The 22332-nt window shown below is 63.1% G+C and carries 28 protein-coding genes and 2 pseudogenes; 18 read left to right on the top strand and 12 right to left on the bottom strand.

What is annotated here, in order from left to right; genetic code table 11:
• Positions 1 to 105 precede the first annotated feature (105 nt).
• Positions 106 to 993, bottom strand: coding sequence for a glutathione-dependent disulfide-bond oxidoreductase (gene yghU / locus NKH41_RS30905; RefSeq protein ID WP_352770623.1), 888 nt, complete (start codon positions 991 to 993; stop codon positions 106 to 108).
• A gap of 249 nt (positions 994 to 1242) precedes the next feature.
• On the opposite strand from yghU, the gene NKH41_RS30900 reads away from it, so the two are divergent.
• Complete coding sequence (locus NKH41_RS30900; protein WP_023675699.1) at positions 1243 to 2148, top strand: S1C family serine protease; 906 nt, start codon at positions 1243 to 1245, stop codon at positions 2146 to 2148.
• A gap of 15 nt (positions 2149 to 2163) precedes the next feature.
• Here NKH41_RS30900 and NKH41_RS30895 read toward each other — a convergent pair whose 3' ends face one another.
• From NKH41_RS30895 to NKH41_RS30875, 5 genes are all read right to left on the bottom strand, one after another.
• Positions 2164 to 2775, bottom strand: a complete 612-nt coding sequence (locus NKH41_RS30895) for a hypothetical protein (protein WP_352780813.1) — start codon at positions 2773 to 2775, stop codon at positions 2164 to 2166.
• A gap of 41 nt (positions 2776 to 2816) precedes the next feature.
• Positions 2817 to 3014 (bottom strand): hypothetical protein, encoded by a 198-nt coding sequence (locus tag NKH41_RS30890; protein ID WP_352472094.1) that lies wholly within the window; start codon positions 3012 to 3014, stop codon positions 2817 to 2819.
• Between the two features lie 209 nt (positions 3015 to 3223).
• On the bottom strand, positions 3224 to 3406 hold the full coding sequence (locus NKH41_RS30885; RefSeq protein ID WP_023675702.1) for a DUF3606 domain-containing protein: 183 nt from the start codon (positions 3404 to 3406) through the stop codon (positions 3224 to 3226).
• A gap of 11 nt (positions 3407 to 3417) precedes the next feature.
• Positions 3418 to 3726 (bottom strand): hypothetical protein, encoded by a 309-nt coding sequence (locus tag NKH41_RS30880; protein WP_352472092.1) that lies wholly within the window; start codon positions 3724 to 3726, stop codon positions 3418 to 3420.
• Complete coding sequence (locus NKH41_RS30875; protein WP_352935428.1) at positions 3723 to 3977, bottom strand: hypothetical protein; 255 nt, start codon at positions 3975 to 3977, stop codon at positions 3723 to 3725. The genes NKH41_RS30880 and NKH41_RS30875 overlap by 4 nt, the downstream gene beginning before the upstream one ends.
• Before the next feature lie 55 nt (positions 3978 to 4032).
• On the opposite strand from NKH41_RS30875, the gene NKH41_RS30870 reads away from it, so the two are divergent.
• Positions 4033 to 4476, top strand: a complete 444-nt coding sequence (locus NKH41_RS30870) for an Lrp/AsnC family transcriptional regulator (RefSeq protein WP_352935425.1) — start codon at positions 4033 to 4035, stop codon at positions 4474 to 4476.
• On the opposite strand, the gene NKH41_RS30865 is transcribed toward NKH41_RS30870, so the two are convergent.
• Positions 4477 to 4953: an Lrp/AsnC family transcriptional regulator gene (locus NKH41_RS30865; RefSeq protein WP_245274655.1), complete on the bottom strand. Its 477-nt coding sequence runs from the start codon at positions 4951 to 4953 to the stop codon at positions 4477 to 4479. It abuts the gene before it with no gap.
• A gap of 155 nt (positions 4954 to 5108) precedes the next feature.
• Here NKH41_RS30865 and NKH41_RS30860 point away from each other — a divergent pair, with 155 nt between their 5' ends.
• Positions 5109 to 5861 carry a tryptophan 2,3-dioxygenase family protein gene (locus tag NKH41_RS30860; RefSeq protein ID WP_352770637.1) on the top strand — a complete coding sequence of 251 codons (753 nt, stop codon included), beginning with the start codon at positions 5109 to 5111 and terminating at the stop codon, positions 5859 to 5861.
• A gap of 269 nt (positions 5862 to 6130) precedes the next feature.
• A complete protein-coding gene (locus tag NKH41_RS30855) occupies positions 6131 to 6562 on the top strand; it encodes a DoxX family protein (RefSeq protein ID WP_352770640.1) in 432 nt (143 codons plus the stop codon).
• A 39-nt stretch (positions 6563 to 6601) separates the two neighbouring features.
• On the opposite strand, the gene NKH41_RS30850 is transcribed toward NKH41_RS30855, so the two are convergent.
• Positions 6602 to 6907, bottom strand: coding sequence for a hypothetical protein (locus tag NKH41_RS30850; protein ID WP_352472199.1), 306 nt, complete (start codon positions 6905 to 6907; stop codon positions 6602 to 6604).
• A 635-nt stretch (positions 6908 to 7542) separates the two neighbouring features.
• The gene (locus tag NKH41_RS30845; RefSeq protein ID WP_352770643.1) at positions 7543 to 8370 is read right to left on the bottom strand and encodes a class I SAM-dependent methyltransferase; all 828 of its coding nucleotides are present in this window, start codon (positions 8368 to 8370) and stop codon (positions 7543 to 7545) included.
• A gap of 373 nt (positions 8371 to 8743) precedes the next feature.
• On the opposite strand from NKH41_RS30845, the gene NKH41_RS30840 reads away from it, so the two are divergent.
• The 10 genes and pseudogenes from NKH41_RS30840 (at position 8744) to NKH41_RS30795 (ending at position 17507) form a co-directional block, all read left to right on the top strand.
• The gene (locus NKH41_RS30840; RefSeq protein WP_352770646.1) at positions 8744 to 9148 is read left to right on the top strand and encodes a hypothetical protein; all 405 of its coding nucleotides are present in this window, start codon (positions 8744 to 8746) and stop codon (positions 9146 to 9148) included.
• A gap of 3 nt (positions 9149 to 9151) precedes the next feature.
• Positions 9152 to 9556, top strand: coding sequence for a hypothetical protein (locus tag NKH41_RS30835; RefSeq protein WP_352770649.1), 405 nt, complete (start codon positions 9152 to 9154; stop codon positions 9554 to 9556).
• Positions 9522 to 10151: pseudogene (locus tag NKH41_RS30830) on the top strand (terminase large subunit domain-containing protein); the annotation flags it as partial. The gene NKH41_RS30835 and the pseudogene NKH41_RS30830, both read left to right, overlap by 35 nt.
• Positions 10152 to 10487: 336 nt before the next feature.
• A pseudogene (locus tag NKH41_RS30825) lies at positions 10488 to 11237 on the top strand (phage terminase large subunit family protein); the annotation flags it as partial.
• An 82-nt stretch (positions 11238 to 11319) separates the two neighbouring features.
• On the top strand, positions 11320 to 12411 hold the full coding sequence (locus NKH41_RS30820) for a methyltransferase (RefSeq protein WP_352770655.1): 1092 nt from the start codon (positions 11320 to 11322) through the stop codon (positions 12409 to 12411).
• A gap of 36 nt (positions 12412 to 12447) precedes the next feature.
• Entirely contained in the window at positions 12448 to 12699 is a 252-nt protein-coding gene (locus NKH41_RS30815) for a hypothetical protein (RefSeq protein WP_352770657.1), read from the top strand.
• Positions 12700 to 13137: 438 nt separating this feature from the next.
• On the top strand, positions 13138 to 13731 hold the full coding sequence (locus NKH41_RS30810; protein WP_352770660.1) for a hypothetical protein: 594 nt from the start codon (positions 13138 to 13140) through the stop codon (positions 13729 to 13731).
• 364 nt (positions 13732 to 14095) lie between these two features.
• On the top strand, positions 14096 to 15259 hold the full coding sequence (locus NKH41_RS30805) for an acyltransferase family protein (protein WP_352770662.1): 1164 nt from the start codon (positions 14096 to 14098) through the stop codon (positions 15257 to 15259).
• 185 nt (positions 15260 to 15444) lie between these two features.
• Entirely contained in the window at positions 15445 to 17187 is a 1743-nt protein-coding gene (locus NKH41_RS30800) for a portal protein (RefSeq protein WP_352935418.1), read from the top strand.
• Positions 17184 to 17507, top strand: a complete 324-nt coding sequence (locus NKH41_RS30795) for a Bbp19 family protein (protein ID WP_352770667.1) — start codon at positions 17184 to 17186, stop codon at positions 17505 to 17507. The genes NKH41_RS30800 and NKH41_RS30795 overlap by 4 nt, the downstream gene beginning before the upstream one ends.
• 222 nt (positions 17508 to 17729) lie before the next feature.
• Here the strand turns inward: NKH41_RS30795 and NKH41_RS30790 are convergent, their stop codons facing one another.
• The 3 genes from NKH41_RS30790 to NKH41_RS30780 all read right to left on the bottom strand — a co-directional run bounded on the left by NKH41_RS30790 (position 17730) and on the right by NKH41_RS30780 (position 18840).
• Positions 17730 to 18050 (bottom strand): YMGG-like glycine zipper-containing protein, encoded by a 321-nt coding sequence (locus NKH41_RS30790; RefSeq protein WP_352458164.1) that lies wholly within the window; start codon positions 18048 to 18050, stop codon positions 17730 to 17732.
• Between the two features lie 195 nt (positions 18051 to 18245).
• On the bottom strand, positions 18246 to 18647 hold the full coding sequence (locus NKH41_RS30785) for a type II toxin-antitoxin system HicB family antitoxin (protein ID WP_352541138.1): 402 nt from the start codon (positions 18645 to 18647) through the stop codon (positions 18246 to 18248).
• A 4-nt stretch (positions 18648 to 18651) separates the two neighbouring features.
• The gene (locus NKH41_RS30780; RefSeq protein ID WP_352638347.1) at positions 18652 to 18840 is read right to left on the bottom strand and encodes a type II toxin-antitoxin system HicA family toxin; all 189 of its coding nucleotides are present in this window, start codon (positions 18838 to 18840) and stop codon (positions 18652 to 18654) included.
• Between the two features lie 120 nt (positions 18841 to 18960).
• Between NKH41_RS30780 and NKH41_RS30775 the strand changes: the two genes are divergently transcribed.
• From NKH41_RS30775 to NKH41_RS30760, 4 genes are all read left to right on the top strand, one after another.
• Positions 18961 to 19533: a hypothetical protein gene (locus NKH41_RS30775; RefSeq protein ID WP_352770668.1), complete on the top strand. Its 573-nt coding sequence runs from the start codon at positions 18961 to 18963 to the stop codon at positions 19531 to 19533.
• 218 nt (positions 19534 to 19751) lie between these two features.
• Entirely contained in the window at positions 19752 to 20660 is a 909-nt protein-coding gene (locus NKH41_RS30770) for a hypothetical protein (protein ID WP_352780654.1), read from the top strand.
• A gap of 23 nt (positions 20661 to 20683) precedes the next feature.
• Positions 20684 to 21673: a Coat protein gene (locus tag NKH41_RS30765; protein ID WP_352770671.1), complete on the top strand. Its 990-nt coding sequence runs from the start codon at positions 20684 to 20686 to the stop codon at positions 21671 to 21673.
• 210 nt (positions 21674 to 21883) lie between these two features.
• Positions 21884 to 22129, top strand: coding sequence for a hypothetical protein (locus NKH41_RS30760; protein WP_352472067.1), 246 nt, complete (start codon positions 21884 to 21886; stop codon positions 22127 to 22129).
• The last annotated feature ends 203 nt before the right edge of the window (positions 22130 to 22332 follow it).

Below are 22332 nucleotides of genomic sequence, written 5' to 3'. Positions count from 1 at the left end.
GGGAGGGGTTAGGGGTGGGGGTACGTCGTAGAGCGAAAGCCTCGGCTTTCCATCTGCAATAGCCCTGCCCATTGTGGGGGGAGATCAGCAGTTTCAGTCGTCCGCTTAGCTTTTGGCCGCCGCGAGCTTGTCTTGCGTCTTGGTCTCGAAATCGCTGGCGTCATGGCGCTCGTGCAGCTGCATCGAAGGCTCGCCGAAGGTGCGGTTGACCATGCGGCCGCGCTTGACCGCCGGCCGCGCGTCGATGGCGTCGGCCCAGCGCTGCACGTTCTTGTACTGCTCCACCTGCAGGAACTCGCCGGAATCGTCATACATACGGCCCTTGGCCAGCCCGCCATACCAGGGCCACACCGCAATGTCGGCAATCGTATAGTCGCTGCCGCCTAAATACTCGCTTTCGGCGAGGCGTCGGTCGAGCACGTCCATCTGCCGCTTGGTTTCCATGGCGAAGCGGTCGATGGCATATTCGATCTTCGTCGGCGCATAGGCGTAGAAATGGCCGAAGCCGCCACCGAGATAGGGCGCCGAGCCCATCTGCCAGAACAGCCATGACAGGGTCTCGGCGCGAGCCGGCTGCTCCGTCGGCAGGAATTCGCCGAATTTTTCGGCAAGGTAGAGCAGGATCGAGCCGGATTCGAAGATGCGGACCGGCTTTTTCCCACTGCGATCCATCATGGCCGGGATCTTCGAGTTGGGGTTGACCTCGACGAAGCCGCTGCCGAACTGGGCGCCGTCGTTGATCCTGATAAGCCAGGCGTCGTATTCGGCGCCGCTGTGGCCGAGCGCCAGAAGTTCCTCCAGCATGATCGTCACCTTGACGCCGTTCGGTGTCGCCAGCGAATAAAGCTGCAGCGGATGCTTGCCGACCGGCAATTTCTTGTCATGCGTCGGGCCGGCGATCGGCCGGTTGATGCTGGCGAAAGCGCCGCCATTTGCCTTGTTCCAGGTCCAGACTTTTGGCGGCGTGTATTGGTCCGTTGCGTAGTCGTTCATTTGGGAGGCCTTTGGAAGGGTTGGGTTGGGAGGATATCAGATATCAACGTGGGCAATGGCGGAGGAACTTTGCATAGGGCAGCTTGGGATAGCCGTAGGTACAGATAGGGCTGCCGGCGCTGTTGCAAAACCCCGGCGCGAACGGCGCGGCGCCGGTCCACGCCAAAGCCGGCGCCACCTCTTGCGCCCGGTCACCTGCGCCATACCTATAGCCCATATCAGCCTGCGAACATTGCCAGGAACCAAAGCATGAATATCGAACCCCTTTTGCGATCCATTGTGGCCGTCCGCGCCACCGTGCCAGAGGACGCCTTCACGGCAAATACACTTGGCACCCGCCGTGAGGGCAGTGGCGTGGTCATCCGCGGCGACGGGCTGGTACTCACCATCGGCTATCTCATCACTGAGGCCGAGGAGGTCTGGCTGGCCGACCAGGACGGGCGCGTGGTTCCCGCCCATGCGCTCGCCTACGACCAGGAGTCGGGCTTCGGCCTGGTGCAGGCGCTGGCGCCGCTCGGGCTGCCCGCCATTGCGCTCGGCGATGCGTCCAGGGCCAAGATCGGCGATCCCGTCGTGCTCGCCGACGGCGTCGGCCGCTCCGTGCGGGCGCGGATCGTCACCAAGCAGGAATTCGCCGGCTATTGGGAATATCTGCTCGACGAGGCGATCTTCACGGCGCCGGCTCACCCCTCATGGGGCGGCGCCGGCCTCATCGGCGCGGATGGCAGGCTGCTCGGCATCGGTTCACTACGCCTGCAGATGAGCCGCAACGGCGAGGTCGCCGACATCAACATGGTGGTGCCGATCGATCTTCTGCCGCCCATCCTCGACGATCTGCTGACGCGCGGGCAGGTCGCCAGGCCGCCGCGGCCGTGGCTCGGCGCCTTCTCGGCCGAGAGCGACGGCAAGGTCGTGGTGATGAGCGTCGCCGAGGGCGGTCCAGCCGCCCAGGCGGGCCTTCGCCAAGGCGATGTCATCTCGGATGTCCGCGACACGGCGGTCGATGGGCTTGCCGATTTTTATCGCAAGCTTTGGAAGAGCGGCCCGGCGGGTGCCGAGATCCCGCTCCGGGTGCTGCGCGATGGCCGCGAAACCTGGCTGCGCGTCAAGTCCGCCGATCGCAACAGCCTGCTGTGGAAGCCGCCGCTGCAGTGAGGCAACCGAAACCTCTCACTCTCCGCAAGCGCTGAAGCCAGTGCCCGGGGTCCATTCCGCAAATGCGATGACCTTGCCTTCGACCGATACGGTCGCTTGCCTGGTGCTGCCGTCCGCCAGCTTCTTGCTGCTTTTGCCCTTGCCGGTCAGCACATTGTAGTCGCAGTCGCCGGCAACATTGTCGTCCATGTAATCCCAATAATCGTAGGCAAAACCGGCGACGACGAACGTGCCGTTGCGCCAGGCGAGCGTCAGCGTCTTATTGGTCCGCTCGCTGCCGATCTCCATCGCCGGAACATAGAGCTTGATCGAACCGTTGGGGAGCGCGGTGAGTTCGGGCTCGGTGTCGGATGTGGCGGGGCCCGGCCGGTCATAATCCTTCCATTCGCCGTAAATCTGTTCATGCACGACCCCGGCAGGTTTTAGAAAATCGCCATCGCGATCCTTGAGGAAAAAATACATGTCCATGGGATGGCCGGGCTCGGTCTCCACGATCATCGCCAGATCGGCGGCGCCGTCGCTGTTCCAGTCGCCGGTCGCCGCCGTGATGATCTTCTGCGTCTCGATCGGTTCTGCCAGGGCGGCGGCCGGCAGCAGCAGGACCAGACCGAATATTGTCGATCGCATGTAGATCCCCTCGCGCTTGGGCAGGCCTGAGAGCATGCTTCTCAGGAGGCCCGGCTCTGCCGCGTCTCGGAACGGCTCGTCTCGTTGAGCAGCCGGCAGAGCGAAACCGCTTCACGACGGCTCAGGCCGATCAGCGCGATTTGCGAAAATTGCGCCGGCAGATCGTGAACGATGTCCCACACCATCCATCGGCCGTTCGGCTCCATGACACATTCGTAGCGCAATAATTGTTCCTGCATCCGACCCCCCGGCTTTGCTCATCGGACTGGTACAGCGTCGAGGTAAATGAGTTGTTGCGCCGCGAGAGTATTCCGCGGCTGTCAAAACCAGGCGTTGAATCCCCACAGGGGCGAACCCGACAGGTCACGGCTGACGGTGCCGATACTCTCGACAAGGCGGCAGGGCAGGGACGCTTCCGGCGTGAACGGCGGCCACCGCTAGAATTGGATCAGGCGTTGCGGCTCGCCATATGCGCGTCGAGCTTCCTCCTCGAGGGGCCGTAGCGCTTGATGATGGTCGCGGCCTCGCTTTGCGGTATGCCGTATTTGCGGGCAAAGGCAGCGACCTCGTAAGGCTCTTCGCCTGAGACCAGTTTGCGATCCTGCTTGGTCTTGGATTTGTCGTCGGCCATGGCGTCCTCCATCACATCTGGTCGTTATAGGGCTCCTTGGTCCGGCCGACCATCCTGGCCAGTTCGGCAAAGGACGGTACGCCGGTTTCACCCTGGGCATTGTTGGCCGCCTGCAGCAGCCTGAGCGGAAAGCAGACGGCGTCGCGGTTGGATGGCGACATGTCTTCATAGAGACGCTCCTCGCTGGTCATCGCCGCCTCGGCCCGGCGCAACGCCATGTCGACCTCGTCGACCGACAGCAGGCCCTTGTGGACCAGCGCGTTGTTGACGGCCGCGATCGCCATCATCAATCCTTCGAGCTGGAGATTGGCGACGTTCATCGTCTTGTGTCCTTGCCGGGCTTCTTGGCGGTGGCCTTGCCGTCTGGCCGGATCGCTGCGCGCGGCGGGTTCTGGCCCTCCGAATGCAGGGTCCTGTCGTCGAAATCGTCAGCCGGCCTGGTCAATCCCATGCCGCCGGGAGGTGGCTTGTTGCCGGCCGCATCCTGCGAAAATTCGTCGGCCGCGTCGGGGCTCGTCTTTGCCGGATATTTCCTCGCTCCGGTCTCGTAGCGGTTCGGGTCGTCGGCCATGTCCTGTGCTCCCGTTGCAATGAGCAGATAACTTTCATGCGGCGGCAGCGGTTCCGTGGCGAAATCGACCTTGCCGGTGCGCAAGCCTTCGCAATCTGCGACCATCGGCATCTCCGAGCTTGGCCGCCGCGTCGGACTGTCCCAGCCCGCCACCTCGGAACGGGTGAAGCGGCTGGAGGAGCGCGGCGTCATCACCGGTTACAAGGCGGTGATCAATTCGGCAGCGCTCGGGCTCGGCACCATGGCGGTCATCCGCCTGCGCACCACGCATGAGCATATCCAGGCCTGCCTGAAGAAGTTCGCCCAATTGCCGGAGGTGGTCGAGGTGCTGCGGGTGACCGGCGAGGATTGTTTTCTGGTCAAGGTCGTGGTCCCGTCACCGCCCGATCTTGAAAGCATCGTCGACAGCATCGGCCGGTACGGCACGGTGACGACAAATGTGGTTCTGCGCGCCGAGCAACCGAAGCGGCTGGGACGCGAATTGATGACCAGGGCCTGACTATCGCTTGGTCTGCGTATGCCCGACGGCATTGGCGAACGAGATGCCGCCCTTGATCTCGCGCATCGCCATCGAGGTGATCGTGCGCCGCACGCCGGGCAGCCGGCTGAGCTCCTCGCGCAGCATCCTGTCGAGCGCCATCATGTCGACGGTGACTATCTGCAGGAGATAGTCGGCCTCGCCAGTCGTGGCGTGGCAGCGGCGGATCAGCGGATGCTTTTTGACCGCCGCCTCGAAGGCGTCCGACAGTTCGAAATCGATCGACACCTGGATGAAGGCTTCGATGCCGAAGCCGAGCTTGGCCGGGTCGATCCGGGTCGAGTAGCCGCGGATGACGCCGGCGTCCTCAAGCGCCTTGACCCGCTTCCAGCACGGCGTCTTGCTCAAGCCGACCTCGTCGGCGAGCGCGGCAAAGGAGATGCGGGCCTCGCGTTCGAGCGCCGCGACGATCTTCCGGTCGACCGCATCCAGCATCATTCGTTCTTCCTATCCGCTTCAGATGCAGTGTTTGTCCTTCATTTTGCACGAATCGAATAACAGAAAGGGACAATGTTCGGCAAGAAGGCGATTAGACTCGGGAACGGGATCCAACAAGCGCCTGCGGCCCAACGGCCGCGGCAAGGAGCATGGCCATGGACAAGCAGGATTATTATGCCCGCATCGAAACGCCTGAGATGCGCGACTATGGCGTCTACCTCAAATGCGACAGGCTGCTGGCCTGCCAGAAGCCGCTGGCCGAGATGGTGAATGCCGACGAGCTGCAGTTCCAGATCGTTCATCAGGTCGAGGAGCTGTGGATGAAGCTCATCGCCTATACGCTGGTCGATGTCGTTGATTTCCTGGAAAAGCAGGACACGCATCGCATCGTCACGCTGATGGGGCGCGTGCACCGGCTGATGCGGCTGATGACGGCGCAGCTCGACCTGCTCGAAACCATGTCGCCCAAGGAATACCAGCAGATCCGGCTGCAGCTCGGCAATGGCAGCGGCCAGGAATCGCCGGGCTTCAAGCAACTGCTGCGCCTGCCGCCCGATCTGTGGCGGGCCTTCAAGGCGTCGTACCTCGACGACCGCGGCCTTTCGGTCGAGAATGTCTACGATACCGGCTACGATCACGGCGACAGCTATGTCGTTGCCGAAGCGCTGATCGAGTTCGACGAGCTGTTCCAGAAATTCCGTGCCAACCACCTCTATCTCATCCACCGCACGATCGGCCTCGGCGCGAAATCGCTGAAGGGCCGGCCGGTCGAATTGCTGGAAGCCGGCGCCCGCCACCGCTTCTTCCCGGAACTCTGGGACATACGCTGGGCGATGACCGACCGCTGGGGCAGCCAGTATGGAACGGTACGGGAGCCGATCAGCAAGCCGGGGGTCAAGGTGGGGTAGTACAACCTTCCTTCTCCCCTTGTGGGAGAAGGTGGATCGGCGCGCAGCGCCGAGACGGATGAGGGGTGTTGGACGGAGTGCCGCCGGCGCCAAGCTGGAGCACCCCTCATCCGTCGCCTTCGGCGACACCTTCTCCCACAAGGGGAGAAGGGAAGGCGCCACTTTGGTGTCGCCCGCTTGTATCTCTCAGGTTTTTCGGGGGATGATGTCGGGCTTGCGGCTGGTGGTGCGTCCTTGGGGCACAACCATCGCAACTCTGGGAGGACATCATGACCTTGGAAACCGCTCAATCATCCGTTCAGTCGCCGTGGCAGACCGCGGCAATCCTTATCGCCCGCCTGATCTTCGCCGCCGTCTTCCTGATGGCCGTGATCTTCAAATTCGTCGATATCGGCGCCACCGCCGGCTATATCGCGGCGGCCGGGTTTCCATTCCCGCTGTTCCTGGCCTGGTGCGCAGCCCTGCTCGAGGTCGTCCTCGTTCTATGCTTCCTGACCGGCGCCTTCTTCTCATGGGCAGCACTCGTCGCCGGCGCCTATGTGCTGTTCCTCGGCTTTGCCTTCCACGGGCCGTCGCACTGGGCCGGCAACCAGGCGGAGTTCGGCTTCTTCGTCGATCACTTCACCTTCCTGGCCGGGCTGCTGTTTGCCGCCGTGCACGGGCCGGGCCGCGTCCTGGCGCTGAAGCTTGGCAGGGCGTGATGCCAAAGGTTGCTGCGGCGGTCATCCTCGGTCGCCGCGTCACATCTGGTCGTTGTAAGGTTCCTTGATCTGACCGACCATGCGTGCCAGTTTCGAAAAGGACGGCATGTCCGTCTCCGGCTGGCATTGATTGGCCAACTCCAGCAGTCGGATCGGGAAGTTGACGGCGTCGCGGCTCGACGCCGACATGCCTTCGGACCTTTCCTCGTTGGTCTCGCTGGCTTCGGCCTTGCGCAAGGCGATGTCTATCTCCTCGACGGAGACCACGCCCTTGCGGACCAGGACCTGATTGATCGATGCGATGGCCATCAGCAGGCCTTCGAGTTGCAGATTGGCGACGTTCATGGCTGTTGCTCCCATTGGCTGGGGTTCAAACGCGCGAATGCCTGTTCTGATCCGCGGCTGCGGCTGCTCGTCGGCCGGTGAGATGCCTCGGCAAATGGAGGAAGCGCCAATTGCCGACGCTGCGTTCGCGCCCACAAAGTGGCTGGCGGGCAACGCGAGGCGCCGAAGAGAATTCGGTTCTTTTGTCGCAACGCCACATTTTGTTCTTGCTTTGTGCCGGCAGCTATGCTACTAATTTGGGTATGGTGCTAATTGGCTCCAACGACCCGCCCACAGAGGCGGGTTTTTGTTTTCAGGCTTCTTTTTGATCGAACGTTGCTTGTGTTGCCGGCTTTAAGTCGGCGGGACAGCGCCCGGGACAGTACCCCCTCTGGCCTGCCGGCCATCTCCCCCTCAAGTGGGGAGATTGGCGGTTTCGAGTGGGGGAGATGTCCGGCAGGACAGAGAGGGGCGCGAAGGAATGCAGCCTAGCGGTCTTCTTGGAAGGTCAATCGGGAGGCGGACAAGGCGAGGCGCTGAACGGAATTCGCATTTTTCTGCCGCCGTGCCACATTTGTGCCGGCAGCTATGCTACTAATTTGGGTATGGTGCTAATTGGCTCCAACGACCCGGCTCCCGAGGCGGGTTTTTTGTTTTCAGGCCGGTTTGGAGACGATCACGGCGAGCGAGGCGAGCTTTCCGTCACTCAGGCTTCGGATATAGTTGCGGCGGCGCTGCAGGAATTCCGCGCCCACGACGACTTCATTTGCCTGCTGCTGCGCCGGCGAGGGCACGACGCCGGAATTGGCCCTCTTCAGCGCCAGCTCAACATGTTCGCCGGTTTCGTCGACGATTTCGTCGATGCGAAATCCGGCATCGACAAACAGGGTTTTCAATTTTTCCCGATCGGCGAGGTGGCTGGTCGCCGCAGAAACCGCCCAGGGCATGGGATAGTAGGGCTCGCCGCCGGCGAGCACGGCTTCGGTCCAGATCAGCCTGCCTCGCGGTTTCAGCACGCGCCAGGCCTCGTCGATGACCGCGGCTTTGTTCTCGATGTTCATGCCCACATAGAAGCAGATCGCCGCATCGAAGGTGCTGTCGCCAAAAGGCAGTTTCGTTGCGTCGGCCTGATGGAAGCGAACTTTGTCTGCCAGTCCGCTGAGTGCGGTCAGTCGGCTCGACGCGGCGACAAAGGCTGGTGTCAGGTCGATGCCGTCGACCTCGCAGCCATAGGCCGAGGCCAGAAACCTTGCCGGCCCGCCAATGCCGCTGCCGATATCCAGGATTCGATCTGTCGGCGAAGGAGCAAGACGGGCCGCATGCTCCTGCGTGGCGGTCAGTTCGCGGCCATGGAACTGATCGAACGGATAGAGTTGCGCGGCAGCGAGTTTGCCGGCCGGGTCGGCGTCCGGGATCGCGGCCAATATGCGATCGACGATGCCGTCGCTGCCCTCGCTGCCGTAGTGACTGGTGACATTGCCCATGACGCGTTCCCCTCAAGCGCAACCACCATCCCATCAACGCAAGTCTCACGCAATGCCCCGCCTTTTTCGCCCCTCTTTCCATCCGTTCACCGACGGGGATGCGAGGTCGGCAGCGCATTTTCTGCCACCGCGCCACATTTTGTTCTTGCTTTGTGCCGGCAGCTATGCTACTAATTTGGGTATGGTGCCAATTGGCTCCAACGACCCGCCCGTCGAGGCGGGTTTTTCATTTCGGGCTCCTGTTCGACCGAATGTTGCGTGTGCTGCCGAGGTATGTCGGCGCGAATGAACGCGACCGACTATCCCGGTCCGCAACCACCTATCGTCCATTGATTTCCCAACGCGCCCGTGCGCCCATTTCAGAGAACACCCCATGTCCAACCGTTACGCCACCATCATCACCGACGATGACGGCCGCGAGGTCGTTAGCGCCATTGGCGAGTTTGCCGGCGCCGCACCCTACGCACGCCATGGCCGCTTCGAGCAGGTGGCCGCCGGCGTGCGGATCGGCATGGTGCGCGGCGGTACCGTCGATGCGGTCGGCGGCTTCGGCTTCCCGTCGGAAGCACTCGACGGCAACGCGGTGGCAATTCTCAGGGCAAGGCTGAACGCCTTGCCTGACGCCGGTGCGATGAAGCCCGGCACGACGACTGATGCGAAACCCGCAAGCCAGCCGCGGAAGCCGAAGTCGGCACTCGCCGGCAAGAAGGCCAGGCCGCGCAAGCGCATCGTGCGGCCAGGCAACAAGAAGCCGATGTCCGCCGGGACGGCGGAGTAGGGCATGGCCAAGGCTCCTTCCGCCGGCGATCCCCAGCCGCACGATCAAGCACCCGGCAAGCCCGGCCGAACCAGGCGGCCGAAGAAGACGCTGGCCGACGGCTTTCTCGAAGCGATCCGCGCCGATTTTCGCGCCCATGGCGCCGGCGTCATCGCCGAGGTGCGCGCCGAAAAGCCCGACCAGTACCTGAAGCTCGTGCTGTCGGTGCTGCCCAAGGATATTAGTGTCAACATCAACAATCTGGATGCATTGAGCGATGACGAAATCAGGCACCGCATCCGCGGCCTCGAAGCCGTCCTCAGGCCGTTCCTCGAGAAGCCGGGCTTCGCAAAAGGCCTCGCACAGCCGGGCGGCAAGGACGGAATATCTCAGCCTGCTGGCGGAGCTGGACCGCAGGCGCCGCACTAACCAGCTTGCCGCCTATCGGCCTTATCCCCGACAGGCCGAGTTCCACGCCGCCGGCGCGACCAATCGCGAGCGCCTGTTCATGGCCGGCAACCAGCTCGGCAAGACCAGGGCCGGCGGCGCCGAATGGGCGATGCACCTCACCGGCCGCTATCCAGATTGGTGGCAAGGCAAGGTTTTCGATTGTCCGGTTCGGATGTGGGCGGCCGGCGTCACCGGCGAAAGCACGCGCGACAACCCGCAGCGCATCCTCATCGGCCCGCCGCAGCAGCAGGCGGCCTGGGGCACCGGCATGATCCCGGCCGACGCCCTCGTCAGCACGATGGCGGGACGGGCGCCGGGCGCGCTCGACAGCGTCGTGGTGCGCTGGGGCGGCGGCGGCGATGTCCAGCCCGACGAATCGGTGCTGTCGTTCAAGAGCTACGAGAAGGGTCGCGAGAAATGGCAGGGCGAGACGCTGCACGGCGTCTGGTTCGACGAGGAGCCGCCGCTTGACATCTATTCCGAAGGGCTGACCCGTACCAACGCCACCGGCGGCATCACCATCGTCACCTTCACGCCGCTGCTCGGCATGAGCGATGTGGTGCTGTTGTTCTTGTCGGCGGAGGAGGTGGGAGGGATGGGGAGGGGGTGAGGCAAGTTCAGGAAAGAAGCATTCGCTCCTCTCATCCGTTGCGTTCCTTCGCGCCCCCCTCTGTCCTGCCGGACATCTCCCCCACGAGGGGCGAGATTGGCAATTTCACCGGCCGCGCTTTGCAGTCGACGTTGGAGGTTGGCGAAAGCTGGAGTGGCATCCGATCTCCCCCCTCGTGGGGGAGATGTCCGGCAGGGCAGAGAGGGGCGCTGTCCCGCCATCGGAAAGTTCCTTGTCAAACAACATCATCCGTCCGGCGCCTGCCACTACGATTCAATGCCGCGAGGGCGCACAATGACCCGCCACGTCACCTTCATGACCATCGACGATGCGGGGCATTATACGCCGGAGCAGCGCGCCGAGATCATTGCCGCCTATCCGGCGCATGAGCGCGAGGCGCGGGCCAAGGGCATTCCGGTGCTCGGCTCCGGCCGCATCTTTCCGGTGGCCGAGGAGCTGATCGCCTGCGAACCGTTCCCGCTGCCGCGCTATTGGCCGCGGCTCGGCGCCCTCGATTTCGGCTGGGACCATCCGTCGGCCGCGGTCGAACTTGCCTGGGATACGGAGGCCGATGTCGTCTATGTCACAAAGGCCTGCCGGGCTTCGCAGCAAACTCCGGCCATGCAGGCGCTGACGCTAAAACCATGGGGCGAATGGCTGCCTTGGGCATGGCCGCGCGACGGCCGCCGCGAGACGCTGGAAGGCGCCGGCACCGCACTGGCGAAGCAATATTCCGCACATGGGCTGAACATGCTCGCCAGCCATGCGCAGTTCGCCGACGGTTCGGTCTCGGTCGAAGCCGGGCTGATGGAGATGCTCGACCGCATGCATTCAGGCCGCTTCAAGGTGTTTGCGACGCTTTTGCCGTGGTTCGAGGAGTTCCGGCTCTATCACCGCCGGGACGGCCAGGTGGTGAAGCTGCGCGACGATTTGATGGCGGCGACCCGCTACGGCGTGATGATGCTGAGGGAAGCGGTGGTCGACCCGGCTCTGTTCAAGGCCGCGCGGCGGAAGGCGGGGCAGAGCGATCCGCTGGGGGCGTTTCGGTGAGGAAAATCGGGGAGGGAGGCAATGCGCTCCGGCTCCGATTGGAAAACTGTAGTGAATGTCCGTGGACGTGGTGTAGCATCGAATGATCCCGCTCAAGGGACGCATCGGCGTGGCCTCACAGGGGCATTCGCCGATAGGGGAGGATCAGATGCAAAACGGAATTTCTCCAGACCACATACTGCAAATTGGCTTTGGGTTCTGGCCAGCCAAGACATTGTTGAGCGCCGTGGAACTGGGACTCTTCTCGCTGCTTGCGGACGGCCCCAAAACGGGCCTCGAACTGCAAGGCGCGATGAGGCTGCATCCGCGCGCAACGTATGATTTTCTCGACACCCTCGTCGCGCTCGGATTGCTGCAGAGGGACGGCGCCGGTGAAACCGGCAAATACGGCAATACGCCATCGACCGCGCTGTTCCTGGTTAAGCGGAGCCCCCAATACATCGGTGGAATCCTTGAGATGGCGAACGCACGACTGTATCGGTTCTGGGGCGATCTCACACCGGCATTGCAAACCGGAAAGCCTCAAAACGAGATCAAGGAGACAGGCAAGTCGATGTTCGGCGAGCTCTATGCGGACCCGGCGCGCCTGGAGCAGTTCATGGACGCGATGAGCGGCATCTCCATGGGCAATTTCACGGCGTTTGCCGAGAAATTCGACTTTTCCAACTATAAGACGCTGGCCGATATAGGCGGCGCAACCGGGCAGCTTTCGGCCATCGTCGCGGCGCGGCATCCGCACATGCAATGCCGGACGTGCGATCTCGCCGATGTGCAGCCGATCGCCGAACGGCGCTTGAGGGAGCGCAATCTCGGCGGCCGGGTCATCGCCGAGACGATCGACTTCTTCGCGGACGAATTCCCCAAGGCGGACATCATCACGATGGGAATGATCCTTCACGACTGGAATCTCGAGAACAAGAAAATGCTGATCGCCAAGGCCTACCGTGCATTGCCGACCGGTGGCGCGCTGGTCGCCATCGAGAACATCATCGACGACGAACGCAGGCAAAACGGCTTCGGTCTCATGATGTCGCTGAACATGCTGATCGAATTTGGCGAGGCGTTTGACTTCACCGGCGCCCAGTTCACCGAGTGGTGCAAAGAGGCAGGGTTTAGTCGCTGCGAGATTATTCCGTTGGCGGGACCTGCAAGCGCAGCAGTGGCTTACAAGTAGAGGCTTGGCACCCGCGCGCAGTTCGCCGGCGGTTCGGTGGCGGTCGGGCCGATGCTTGGCCGCATGCAATCAAGCCGCTTCAAGATGGTTTCGACGCTTTTGCCCTGGTTCGAGGAGTTCCGTCTCTATCATCGCAGGGACGGCCAAGTGGTGAAGCTGCGCCACGATCTGATGGCCGCGACCCGCTACGGCGTGATGATGCTGAGGGAGGCGCAGGTCGACCCGGCGATGTTCAAGGCCGCGCGGCGGAAGGCCGGGCAGGCCGATCCGCTGGGGGCGTTTCGGTGAGGAAGCGCCGAAAAGCTTAGCCGGGCTCCTTAGCCCATTCGCCGCCGCTGCCATGATAGGTCTCTGCGGAGAGCAAGAAAACCTGTGCGCAGGTCGTGCAGCGAAAGCGGTAACGAAGCAGATCGTCCCATGGTCCATCCGGGTTGAGATCCGAAAGCGGGATGACACTCGACATAGGACCACCCGGTACTTGCTGCAGAATACCGTCGCGTATGGCCTCTTTGGCCATCGTGATCGCCGCCGCGAGACAACCGGTGCTAAAGATCGTACGGGTCTCCTCGATCGGCGCGCAGTTACTACAAGTCATGCGCTTGTTCCCATAGGTACATCCACAAGTCACAGGCCAAGGAAATCCAGACGGCAAAGAGAGTCAATCTAGCTTGGCGCCTCGTTTCTCTAGGGCTCTCCGCTTCGCAGCGTGCCGGAAAGTGACCCAACATGACCCTCCGCATCATTCCCGCCACCCTGCGCGACCTCTCCTACATCGCCGCCAACCTCCGGCCCGAGGACCGGGCCGAGATCGATTGCCAGTTCGATGCCTGGTCGCCTGCGCTGCTGGCGCTGACGGCGCTGCAAGGGTTTGCCTATGTCGCCGAGCTCGACGGCAATCCGGAGGCCGGCTTTGGCGCTGCCGAGCAGCGCGGCGGCTTATGGATCGCCTGGAGCTGGGGCACGCGCCGCATGAGGCGCTGCGTGCCTGGGATTACGGAGTTCTTTCATGCCGTGCTCGGGCCTGAAGTTGCCGCGCGCGGCGCCTGGCGTGTCGAGGCCCGCGCCTTGGCCGCCAATGATTTGGCGCTGCGCTGGCTAGGCCGGCTCGGCGCGACGCAACGCTGCCGCCTGCCGGGCTATGGCAGGAACGGCGAGGATTTTCTGCTCTACGACTGGACAAGAGCCTCTCACTTTGGAGAAAACTATGTGCCTTTTTCAAAAGCCGCCGGCGCTGAAGCCGTTGCCGCCGACACCGACCATTGCCGACAAGGACGTACAGGCGCGCGAAGCCGCCTTGCGGGCCCAGCTTGCGGCCAATGACGGCACCGCAGGAACGGTGAAGACCGATTTGTCGCCCAGTGAGCTCAGCGGGCAGCGCCGCGTGCTGCTGGGGGTGTGACATGGGCGCCATGAGAAGAGTGTTCCGCAACCGGGTGCTGGCCTGGTGGTACTGGCGCCGGCACGCGCGGTTGGTGAAGAAGAGATAGACGGGAGCTTGTCTGCCGGGATCACAAAAGCCGCGATCCTTCGCGCCCCGGGTGTTCAAGTGCATGCCTCTACAATTGCCCTGCGGTGTTCCGCGTTTTCCGTAACAGCCGAGCGCAAATCGTGTTCCTTCCGCACGGTTGACATTCCTCCCTCAGCCGCCATGCTGCATTGCAACATGGCAATCGAGGAGTTCGGCATGACAGAAGCCCGGTCATCGCGCATCGAGTGCCTGGACGGGCTTCGGGCGCTCGCCGCGATCTGGGTGCTCGTCGGGCACTGCTTGTTGTTGACCGGCTGGCAGATTCCTATTCTCGGCGAACCGGACCTCGGCGTCGATCTGTTCATCATGCTGTCCGGCTTCCTGATGGTGTTCCACTACCAGCTGCGCCAGGACAAGGAGCCCTGGCAAAGGCCGGAAACTTGGCTGAAATTCTGGACCCGCCGCTATTTCAGGATAGCGCCGCTGTTCTACGTCATGCTGTTCGTTGCCCTGGCGCTTGGCCCCTATCTCTACGGGTCGAGAATGGTCATCGACGAGTTCCTGCTGAGGTCGCCGCAGGCGCCCGAGCGTTATCTCGACAGCGGCCTGAAGAATATCGGCGCCCATCTGCTGTTCCTGTTCGGCCTGGTGCCGAATTTCGCCTATCGCACGCCGCTGCCCGACTGGAGCCTCGGGCTGGAGATGCAGTTCTACGCACTGTTTCCGGCCATCATGCTGCTGGTGCGCAGGCTTGACTGGCTATGGGCGGCCATCCTGACCGCGGGGACCGGCAGCGCGATGGTGTTCTTGATGGGGCAGTTGTCGGTGCATTTTCCGATGCCGTCGTTCCTGCCGTTGAAGATGCAGATTTTCCTGTGCGGGATGCTGCTGGCGGGCGTCGTCCATCAAAGGCAGAAGCGGCCCTTCGTGCATCTGGCACTGGCCATGCTGCTGGCGGCGCTGCCCTTCGGCGGTGGCTATGGGCTGGGCAAGCTGTTGATGCGCGAAGCGCTCGTCCTGGGGTTCTTTGCCCTGGTTCTCTACCGGATGCTGCCGGGAATGGCGGGCATCGTGGCCAGAAAGATCGCCATGACGCTCGCCAACAGGTTCTTTCATTTGATGGGTGAGCTTTCCTTCAGCATCTATTTGATCCATCTGCTGGTTCTCCAGCCGGTGGCGGCTCTGGTCATAACCCAGTTCGGCCACGAATTGTCGGCGCCGCTGCGCTTTGCGATCGTCACCGTCGTCGTCTTGCCGGTGGTGTGCCTGCTGTCCTGGATAACCTACACGCTGATCGAAGTGCCCGGCCAGAAGATGGGCCGTTTCGTGGTGCAGCGCTTTGGGCGCAAAGCGGCGCTGGAGACGACGCCGGCGGAATAAGGCGCTGCCGATCTCCCCCCTTGAGGGGGAGATGTCGCCGAAGGCGACAGAGGGGGTCGCCGGTCCACGCGAGACGACCCCCTCTGTCCTGCCGGACGTCTCCCCCTCAAGTGGGGAGATCGGCAGCCTCGGCGTCCCACCATTTTCTTTCTCTTTCCCATTGAGTTTATCAAGCGAGGCTGACCATGAGCGATTCCCGTGCTCGCGATATCCTGTCGCGACAGGCTGAACTGGAGAGCGAGCGCAGCCAGTATGAGCATGTCTGGGAGGCGGTGTCCGAATTCTGCGATCCCGATGCGCCCGACATGTGGAGCGGCGGCCGAAAGGCCGGCGTCGATTCGCAGGCTGAGCGGCAGGAGCGGCGCGGTGCGCGCGTCTACGCCAATACCATCAACTCGGCCGCCAACCGGCTGGCCGCGGGGCTGGAAAGCCTGATCATCCCACAATCCGAGAAATGGCACGGTCTGTCGACCGCGGCCATCAACGATGAGGAGACCGACGAGGAGAAGGAATGGGCGGAAGCGCTGCGCGATTTCCTTTTCTCGCTGCGCTACTCCGCCAATTCGAACTTCGTGCCGGCAACGCAGGCCTGCCTGCGCAACGTCGTGCGTTACGGCCCGGCCTATCTTTATGCCGAGGAGGGTTTTGGCGGCACGCTGATCCGCTATGCCTCGATCCCGGTGGTCGAGGGCTACCTCTCGCGCAACCGCTGGGGCCAGGTCGACATTTTCCACCGCCGCTACGAGCGCACGGCAAGACAAGCGGCGCAACTGCTCGGCTATGACAGACTGCCGGCGCGGATCAAGATTCTGGTCGACGACCCCGCCAAATGCGAGACCAAGATCTCCCTGATCCAGTGCATCCAGCCGCGCGACGAGCGCAAGATGTACAGCTTGAGCGGCTCCTACCAGTATCTCGACACGGCGTTCGCTTCCTATCACGTCATCGAGGACGAGGAGGCGATCGTCAGGGAAAGCGGTTTTCGCTCGTTCCCGGTGTCGTGCTTCAACTGGCGCCGCTACGAGGGCGATCCGTACGGCATCTCGCCGACCATAGAAGCACTGACGACGGTGCGCGAGGAGAACGCGGTGCGGCGCTCCGGCCTGCGCGCGCTGCAGCAGATCACCGATCCGGCGACCGCCTCCAAGGCAAGGCTCGACTATGTGCCGGTGCTCAATCCCGGCGAGAACTATCCCGGCCTCATCGACGATGCCGGCCGGCCGCTGATCGCGCCGATCGCCACCGGCCAGAACCCGACCTATGCCTTCAATTATGCCGACAGCCGGGCCGAGGAGATCCGCGACATGATGTTCGTCAACCTGTTCCAGACGCTGGTGCAGAACCCGCAGATGACGGCGACCGAAGCCTTGATTCGGCAAGAGGAGAAGGGCGCGCTGCTCGGGCCGTCCGGTTCGATCATTCAGGCCGGCTTTGCCTCTAATCTCGACCGCGAGCTGGGTATTCTGGAAGACAAGGGACTTTACGAGGAAGACAGCCGCTTCCTGCCGCCGGCGAGCCTTGCCGGCAAGGCGTTGCGGCCGACCTTCACCGGCCCGCTCGACGTGCTGCGCCGTTCGGCCGAGGCGCGCGACACCATCCAGGTTGTCACCACGGCCATGCAGATGGCGCAGTTCGACCCCGGCGTGATGGACAATATCGACGGCGACGAGGCGCTGAAGATCGTTCAGGGCGCCGGCCGCAGCCCGCAGCGCATTTTTCGCCGCCAGAACGAGGTGGCGGGCATCCGCGATGCCCGCGCCAAGGCTCAAGCTGAACAGGCCGGCATGGCGGCGATGGCTGCCGCGGGCAAGGTCGCCAGGGATGCCGTGCCGGCGGCAGTGCAGGCGCGCGACAGCGGCCTGCTCGACGGGCTCGGCGGACTGATGCCGCAGGCTGCGCAAGATGCTTCGGGCGGGCAGGGCGTATGAGCCAAAAACGCTTCGCCCATTCCAGCCTGGCCGGCGGCCCGGCCAAGGCGCGGGATGCCCTGGCCAAGGCCTATCTCAGGGTATTCTCGGGCCAGGACGGCGAGATGGTGCTGGCCGACCTGACGGCTGCGACCGGCTATTACCGCCGCCCGTCCTATGGCGAGTGGCTGGCCAAGACCAAGACGCCGAACGGCTTCGAGCTGCACAGCGCGCTGAGCAATGCCCGCGCCGAAGTGGTGCAGCATATTATGGGGTTCCTGACGCTGGACGAGGCGCAGTTGGCTGCGCTGGAGAAGGCGGCGAAGCTGGAGGGGAGGTAGGATAAGGTCCGAAAGGCGCGAGGCGCCCCCCTCTGGCCTGCCGGCCATCTCCCCCTCCAGGGGGGAGATCAGCAGCTTCGCCCTAGCCGCCAATCCTGCAACGTTGGTGATTGGCGGAAGCAGACAAGATACCCAATCTCCCCCCTTGAGGGGGAGATGGCCGGCAGGCCAGAGGGGGGTGCTGTCCCGCCGGCCTTGTCGTGATTTGCAGCCCGCGCCGGCTCAATAATCGCCGTTGTAGTAGCGGTCGTCGCAGGGGGCGGTGTAGATGCGGCCGCTGGTGCGGTCCTGATAGCGGCAAAGCTGTTCGCCGGGCGGCGGCTGCGGCGTGGTGGCATTGCCGACAACGGCGCCTAGCAGGGCGCCGGCTCCGGCACCGATGACCGTGCTCTTGGTGTTGCCGCCGATCGCCTGGCCGGCAAGCGCGCCGGCGCCGGCGCCGAGCAGCGCACCGGTGCTGGTTCTCTGCTGTGCTTCGGTCTGCGCGCAGCCTGCCAGCGCGGCGGTTACGAACATGGCGGCAATGGCTCTGGACATGGTCATCGTCTGATACTCCCTTGAAGTCTATGAACTAATTCGCAGGCTGATTTTGCCAAGTACGGTCGCATTTGCGGCGGAACATAGGCACCGTGCCTCACGAAATAAGACATGGTTGTTTTTGTCTGACGGCCTGATCCGCAAAGAAAGTAACCGAACAAGACCCAAAGAGCTTCATCTCCAGTCGCGCCTTCGAGAGCGCTACGCTGCCTCGATCTGCATTACCTTTTTCGCCGCAGCGGCCAGAAATCCGGATCGGCTGTAGCCGTGGCGCTCCGCATATCGGTCAATCTGATCGAGGACATCTTCCGGAATGGTGACGTTGACACGCACGACCTTCGCAGCTTCAGCTTTCAAGGGAACCAGGATGGCGACACCGCTCAGATTGTCCTTGTCCGACATCACTTCCTCCAGGGATGACGGCTCGGGAATGGCCTCGCCATCCTCGACCAGCCCCTCGACATGAAAGGCCAGTGCTTCCCCGGCCATGGCACGGGCATCATCCAGGTTGACGCCGGCTGTCACCAGGCCCGGAAAATCGGGAAAGGAGACGCCGAAGTCGCTGTCCGCTTGCTTGTGGATCAATCCGATATAGTTCCGCATTTCTCTACCTCAGCTTCACGCCGGATTGTTTTTCAATACTCTTGAGAGTGCCGATCGGGATGTCGCGCTTGGGATGCGGAACTGTCACCCGGCCCGGCTTGGATTTGTGCTTGAACTGGGCGTGACTTCCTTTTCGAGCCACTTCGTACCAGCCATCCGCCAACAGCCTGTGGATGACATCGGCGCCCTTCATGTTGTGTATAAATACACATAACTGATCCAAATGTCCATGAGGATTTGCCGCAGTTTGCGTGCGGCGGTCCAATCGCTGCCTTTTTCAATCCCCGAAAAATCCCAAAAATGGAGAAATCAAATGACCCGAGGTCTTGCCCGGACGCTTTCGCGTGCCGCCGCCAGAGAAGCCGGCCTTGCCCCGCCCAGGGCGGGGCTCACCGCCAGGACGACCGGACAGGGCGGCGCCTACCGCACCGTCTTCTCCTTCAATGCCATGCCGGTGCCGGTCACCGATGCACTGGCCTATGCCAGCCAGAAGCTGTTCGATTTCATCGATGGCAAGATCCGCATCAGGGGCGGTACGGCCCGGCTGCAGTTCGCGGTGCTGACTACCCGCGCGTCGACCATCAACGACAATGCCGCGCTGACCTGGTCGCTCGGCTCGACGGCAGCATCGAGCGCGGTGCTTGCCGGCACCATGGTCAATGTGCTGGGCGCGACCGGCCGTACGCTGGATGGCGCGGGTGCCGCGCCGTCGAGCGCATCGATTGCCGATGTTGCCGCAGCCTTGACGCTCGACGGCACCGCGACGCCGGTCGACCTCTATCTCAACCTGGCGTTTGCGACCGGCACCGATATCGACGCCGACGGCACGATGGCGGTGTCGGGCACCATCACGCTGCTCTGGGAGAACTGGGGCGATAATGCGTAGGCGCTAATCTCCCCCCCTTGAGGGGGAGATGTTGCCGAAGGCGACAGAGGGGGTCGGTTCGACGGGCGCGACGCCCGGCGACAGATGAGGTCGGCGCTCCACGCGCGGCTACCCCCTCTGGCCTGCCGGCCATCTCCCCCTCGAGGTGGGAGATACCAAGCTTCGCCGCCACTGCTCTCATCACCGGCCCTTAATTCTGTAACAAAAGGAATCTTCTCATGACAGATCTGGCAGACGCCGGGTCCGTGGTGGCGGCGCCACCGGCGGGCAACCTTGCACGGCCACCGGCCAACGGCGAAAACGGGTCCGCCCCGCCCACGGCCACAAGCTGGTTTGACGGTCTTTCCGAAGGCAACCGCAAGCTCGCCGAAACCAAGGGCTGGACCAAGCCTGAAAGCCTCGATCGGGTCTTCGCCTCCTATGCGGAGCTGGAGCGGCAGCAGGGCGAGAGCCTGCGCGTTCCGGCCGCGGACGCACCTGGGGAAGACTGGGACAGGTTCCATGCCCGGCTGCCCGAGGCGATGCGTCCGCTGACCTCGCCCGACAAGGTCGAGTACCGGCGCCCCGACGGGCTCCCCGAAAACTTCGCCTATTCGGACGAGCTCGCCAACGCGTCCAAGGCCTGGGCGGTCGAGGCAGGTGCTACCCCGAAGGTCGCACAGGCCTATCACGACCGCTTCGTCGGCTACATGGCCGAGCAGGCCAAGGCACAGCAGATCGCCCTTGCCCGCTCGGTCGAGACGACGCATGACGACCTCGTCAGGGATTGGGGACCGACCGGCAGCGATGGCTTTCGCCAGAAGCTCGAGGTCGCCAACCGGGCGATGAAAAAGCTCGGACTGGTCAATGCCTACAAGGCGAAGGGTATCCTTCTGCCGGACGGCGCCTTGACCGACCCGCAGATCGCCAAGGCGTTCCACGCCATCGGCGAGGCGATGTTCCGCGAAGACACGATCGACGGCAATGCTGCCTTGAGCGGAGGCAATCCCTTCAAGCGCAATGCCGCCGGCGAGCGCAACCTGACTGGCATCTCGGCGCTCGTCAAAAGCGACCCCGCCCGCGCCCGGCGGCTGGCACGCGAGGCCGGCGAAAATCCCGACCTGTGGATGCCCAACAATCCTCTTTAACCCAAACCTGAAGGAAGACAAAAATGGCAGACGTCTATACCCGTATCGCGGACGCGATCGTTCCGTCCGTCTATGCGCAATACTCGTTCGAGGAGCACGTCCAGTCGCTGGAGATTTACCAGGCCGGGATCCTGTTTTCCGACCCGTCGATCGCCTCGAAGCTCAGCCTGGGCGGACGTTCCGTCGACATGCCCGGCTGGAAGGACCTCGGCAACGATCCGTCCGAGCCGGTCAACGACGACCCGGCCGACTCGATCGAGATGAAGAAGATCGGCGCGCGCCGCGAAGTCGCGGCCCGCAATGTGCGTGCGCAGGCCTGGGGCATCCCGGATCTGACCTCGATCCTTGCCGGCGACGATCCGCAGAAGCTTATCGTGCGCCGCCAGACCGACTACTGGCAGCGCGCCAACAAGCTGACGCTGCTGGGCATACTGAAAGGCGTGCTGGCCGACAACATCGCCAATGACGGCAGTGACCTGGTGCGCGTCACCGGCGCCTCCATCGTCGACACCGACATCATCGAGGCCGCCTATCTGATGGGCGACCGCGCCGACAAGTTCAAGACGATCTGGATGCATTCGAAACAGATGAAGGCGCTGAAGCTCGCCGACCTCATCGACTATGTGCCGTCGTCCGAGCAGGGCGGGCCGCTGATCCCCTATTACATGGGGCTCAGGGCCGTCGTCGACGACGACATTCCGGTTGCCGGCGGCGTCTACACGGCGTTCATGTTCAAGGACAAGGCGATCCTGTGGAACGAGCTGCCGGTCAACACCGAAGGCGGGCCGCTCGAGTTCGACCGCAAGCCGCGGCAGGGCCATGGCGGTGGTGTCACCGAAATGGTCGGCCGCCGGCATTTCGTGCCGCATGTGCCGGGCACCCGCTTTCTCGACGCGTCCTCGGCCGGCGAATTCGCCACCGATGCCGAGCTGGCACTCGCGGCAAACTGGGACCGCACGGCGTCGAGCGTCAAGCACATGACGTTCATCGCGCTGAAGACGACCGAGGCCTGATCGGGCGAAGGGGCGGGCATCAGACGTCCCGCCCCTTCTGGACGCCAGGTCGGCCACCGTGGCGACCCGCAAGTTCACCCGCTGCGCTGCGTCGGAGTGATGTGAATTTTGGCGTTCGCTACAACATTCATGTTGCCCTTTGGCCAATCGACGGCACCAAACAGTTACAAGAAAGGGCGATGCTGCCTTGTCTTGGTAAGGGAGGTCACCATGAACATGAAGTACAAAACAGTTCAGGAAGTGCTCCGAAAAGCGGGCATTGTCATGAGTAAGAAGGGGGAAGTTCATCGCATAAACTTCTTCAGCGGCCTGGAAGACACCGCCTACTACACGCCAAGTCTTCAGGATGCCCTGGACAGGGGCTTGGCTTTGGCGGGAGGTGCCGGAAGGGTGAAAGCAAGCGTCTTTGCCACGTCAGCTGAAACAGGGATCTCGACCGGCGCACGCATCGGCTGACACAATTCATGCAAGACATCGCCGCGTTGCGCGGCGGTGTCGTGAAACTGCAATAGCCGAAGCATTGCCGTCTTCCTTGCTCGAATGGGAAAAAGACGGCTGACGAAGCGTCTGCCACGCCGTTTCATGACGGGCGGGTGGCGTCGTGACGGCCCCCGTGCACGAGACGTGCAACGTTCCGCCCAAGCCAAAATCACAAAAAA

This window comes from Mesorhizobium sp. M1169 (assembly GCF_040318345.1).
Classification (GTDB): Bacteria; Pseudomonadota; Alphaproteobacteria; order Rhizobiales; family Rhizobiaceae; genus Mesorhizobium.
The sequence above is the reverse complement of the archived record's forward strand: the minus strand, read 5'-3'. Positions and strand labels throughout refer to the sequence as shown.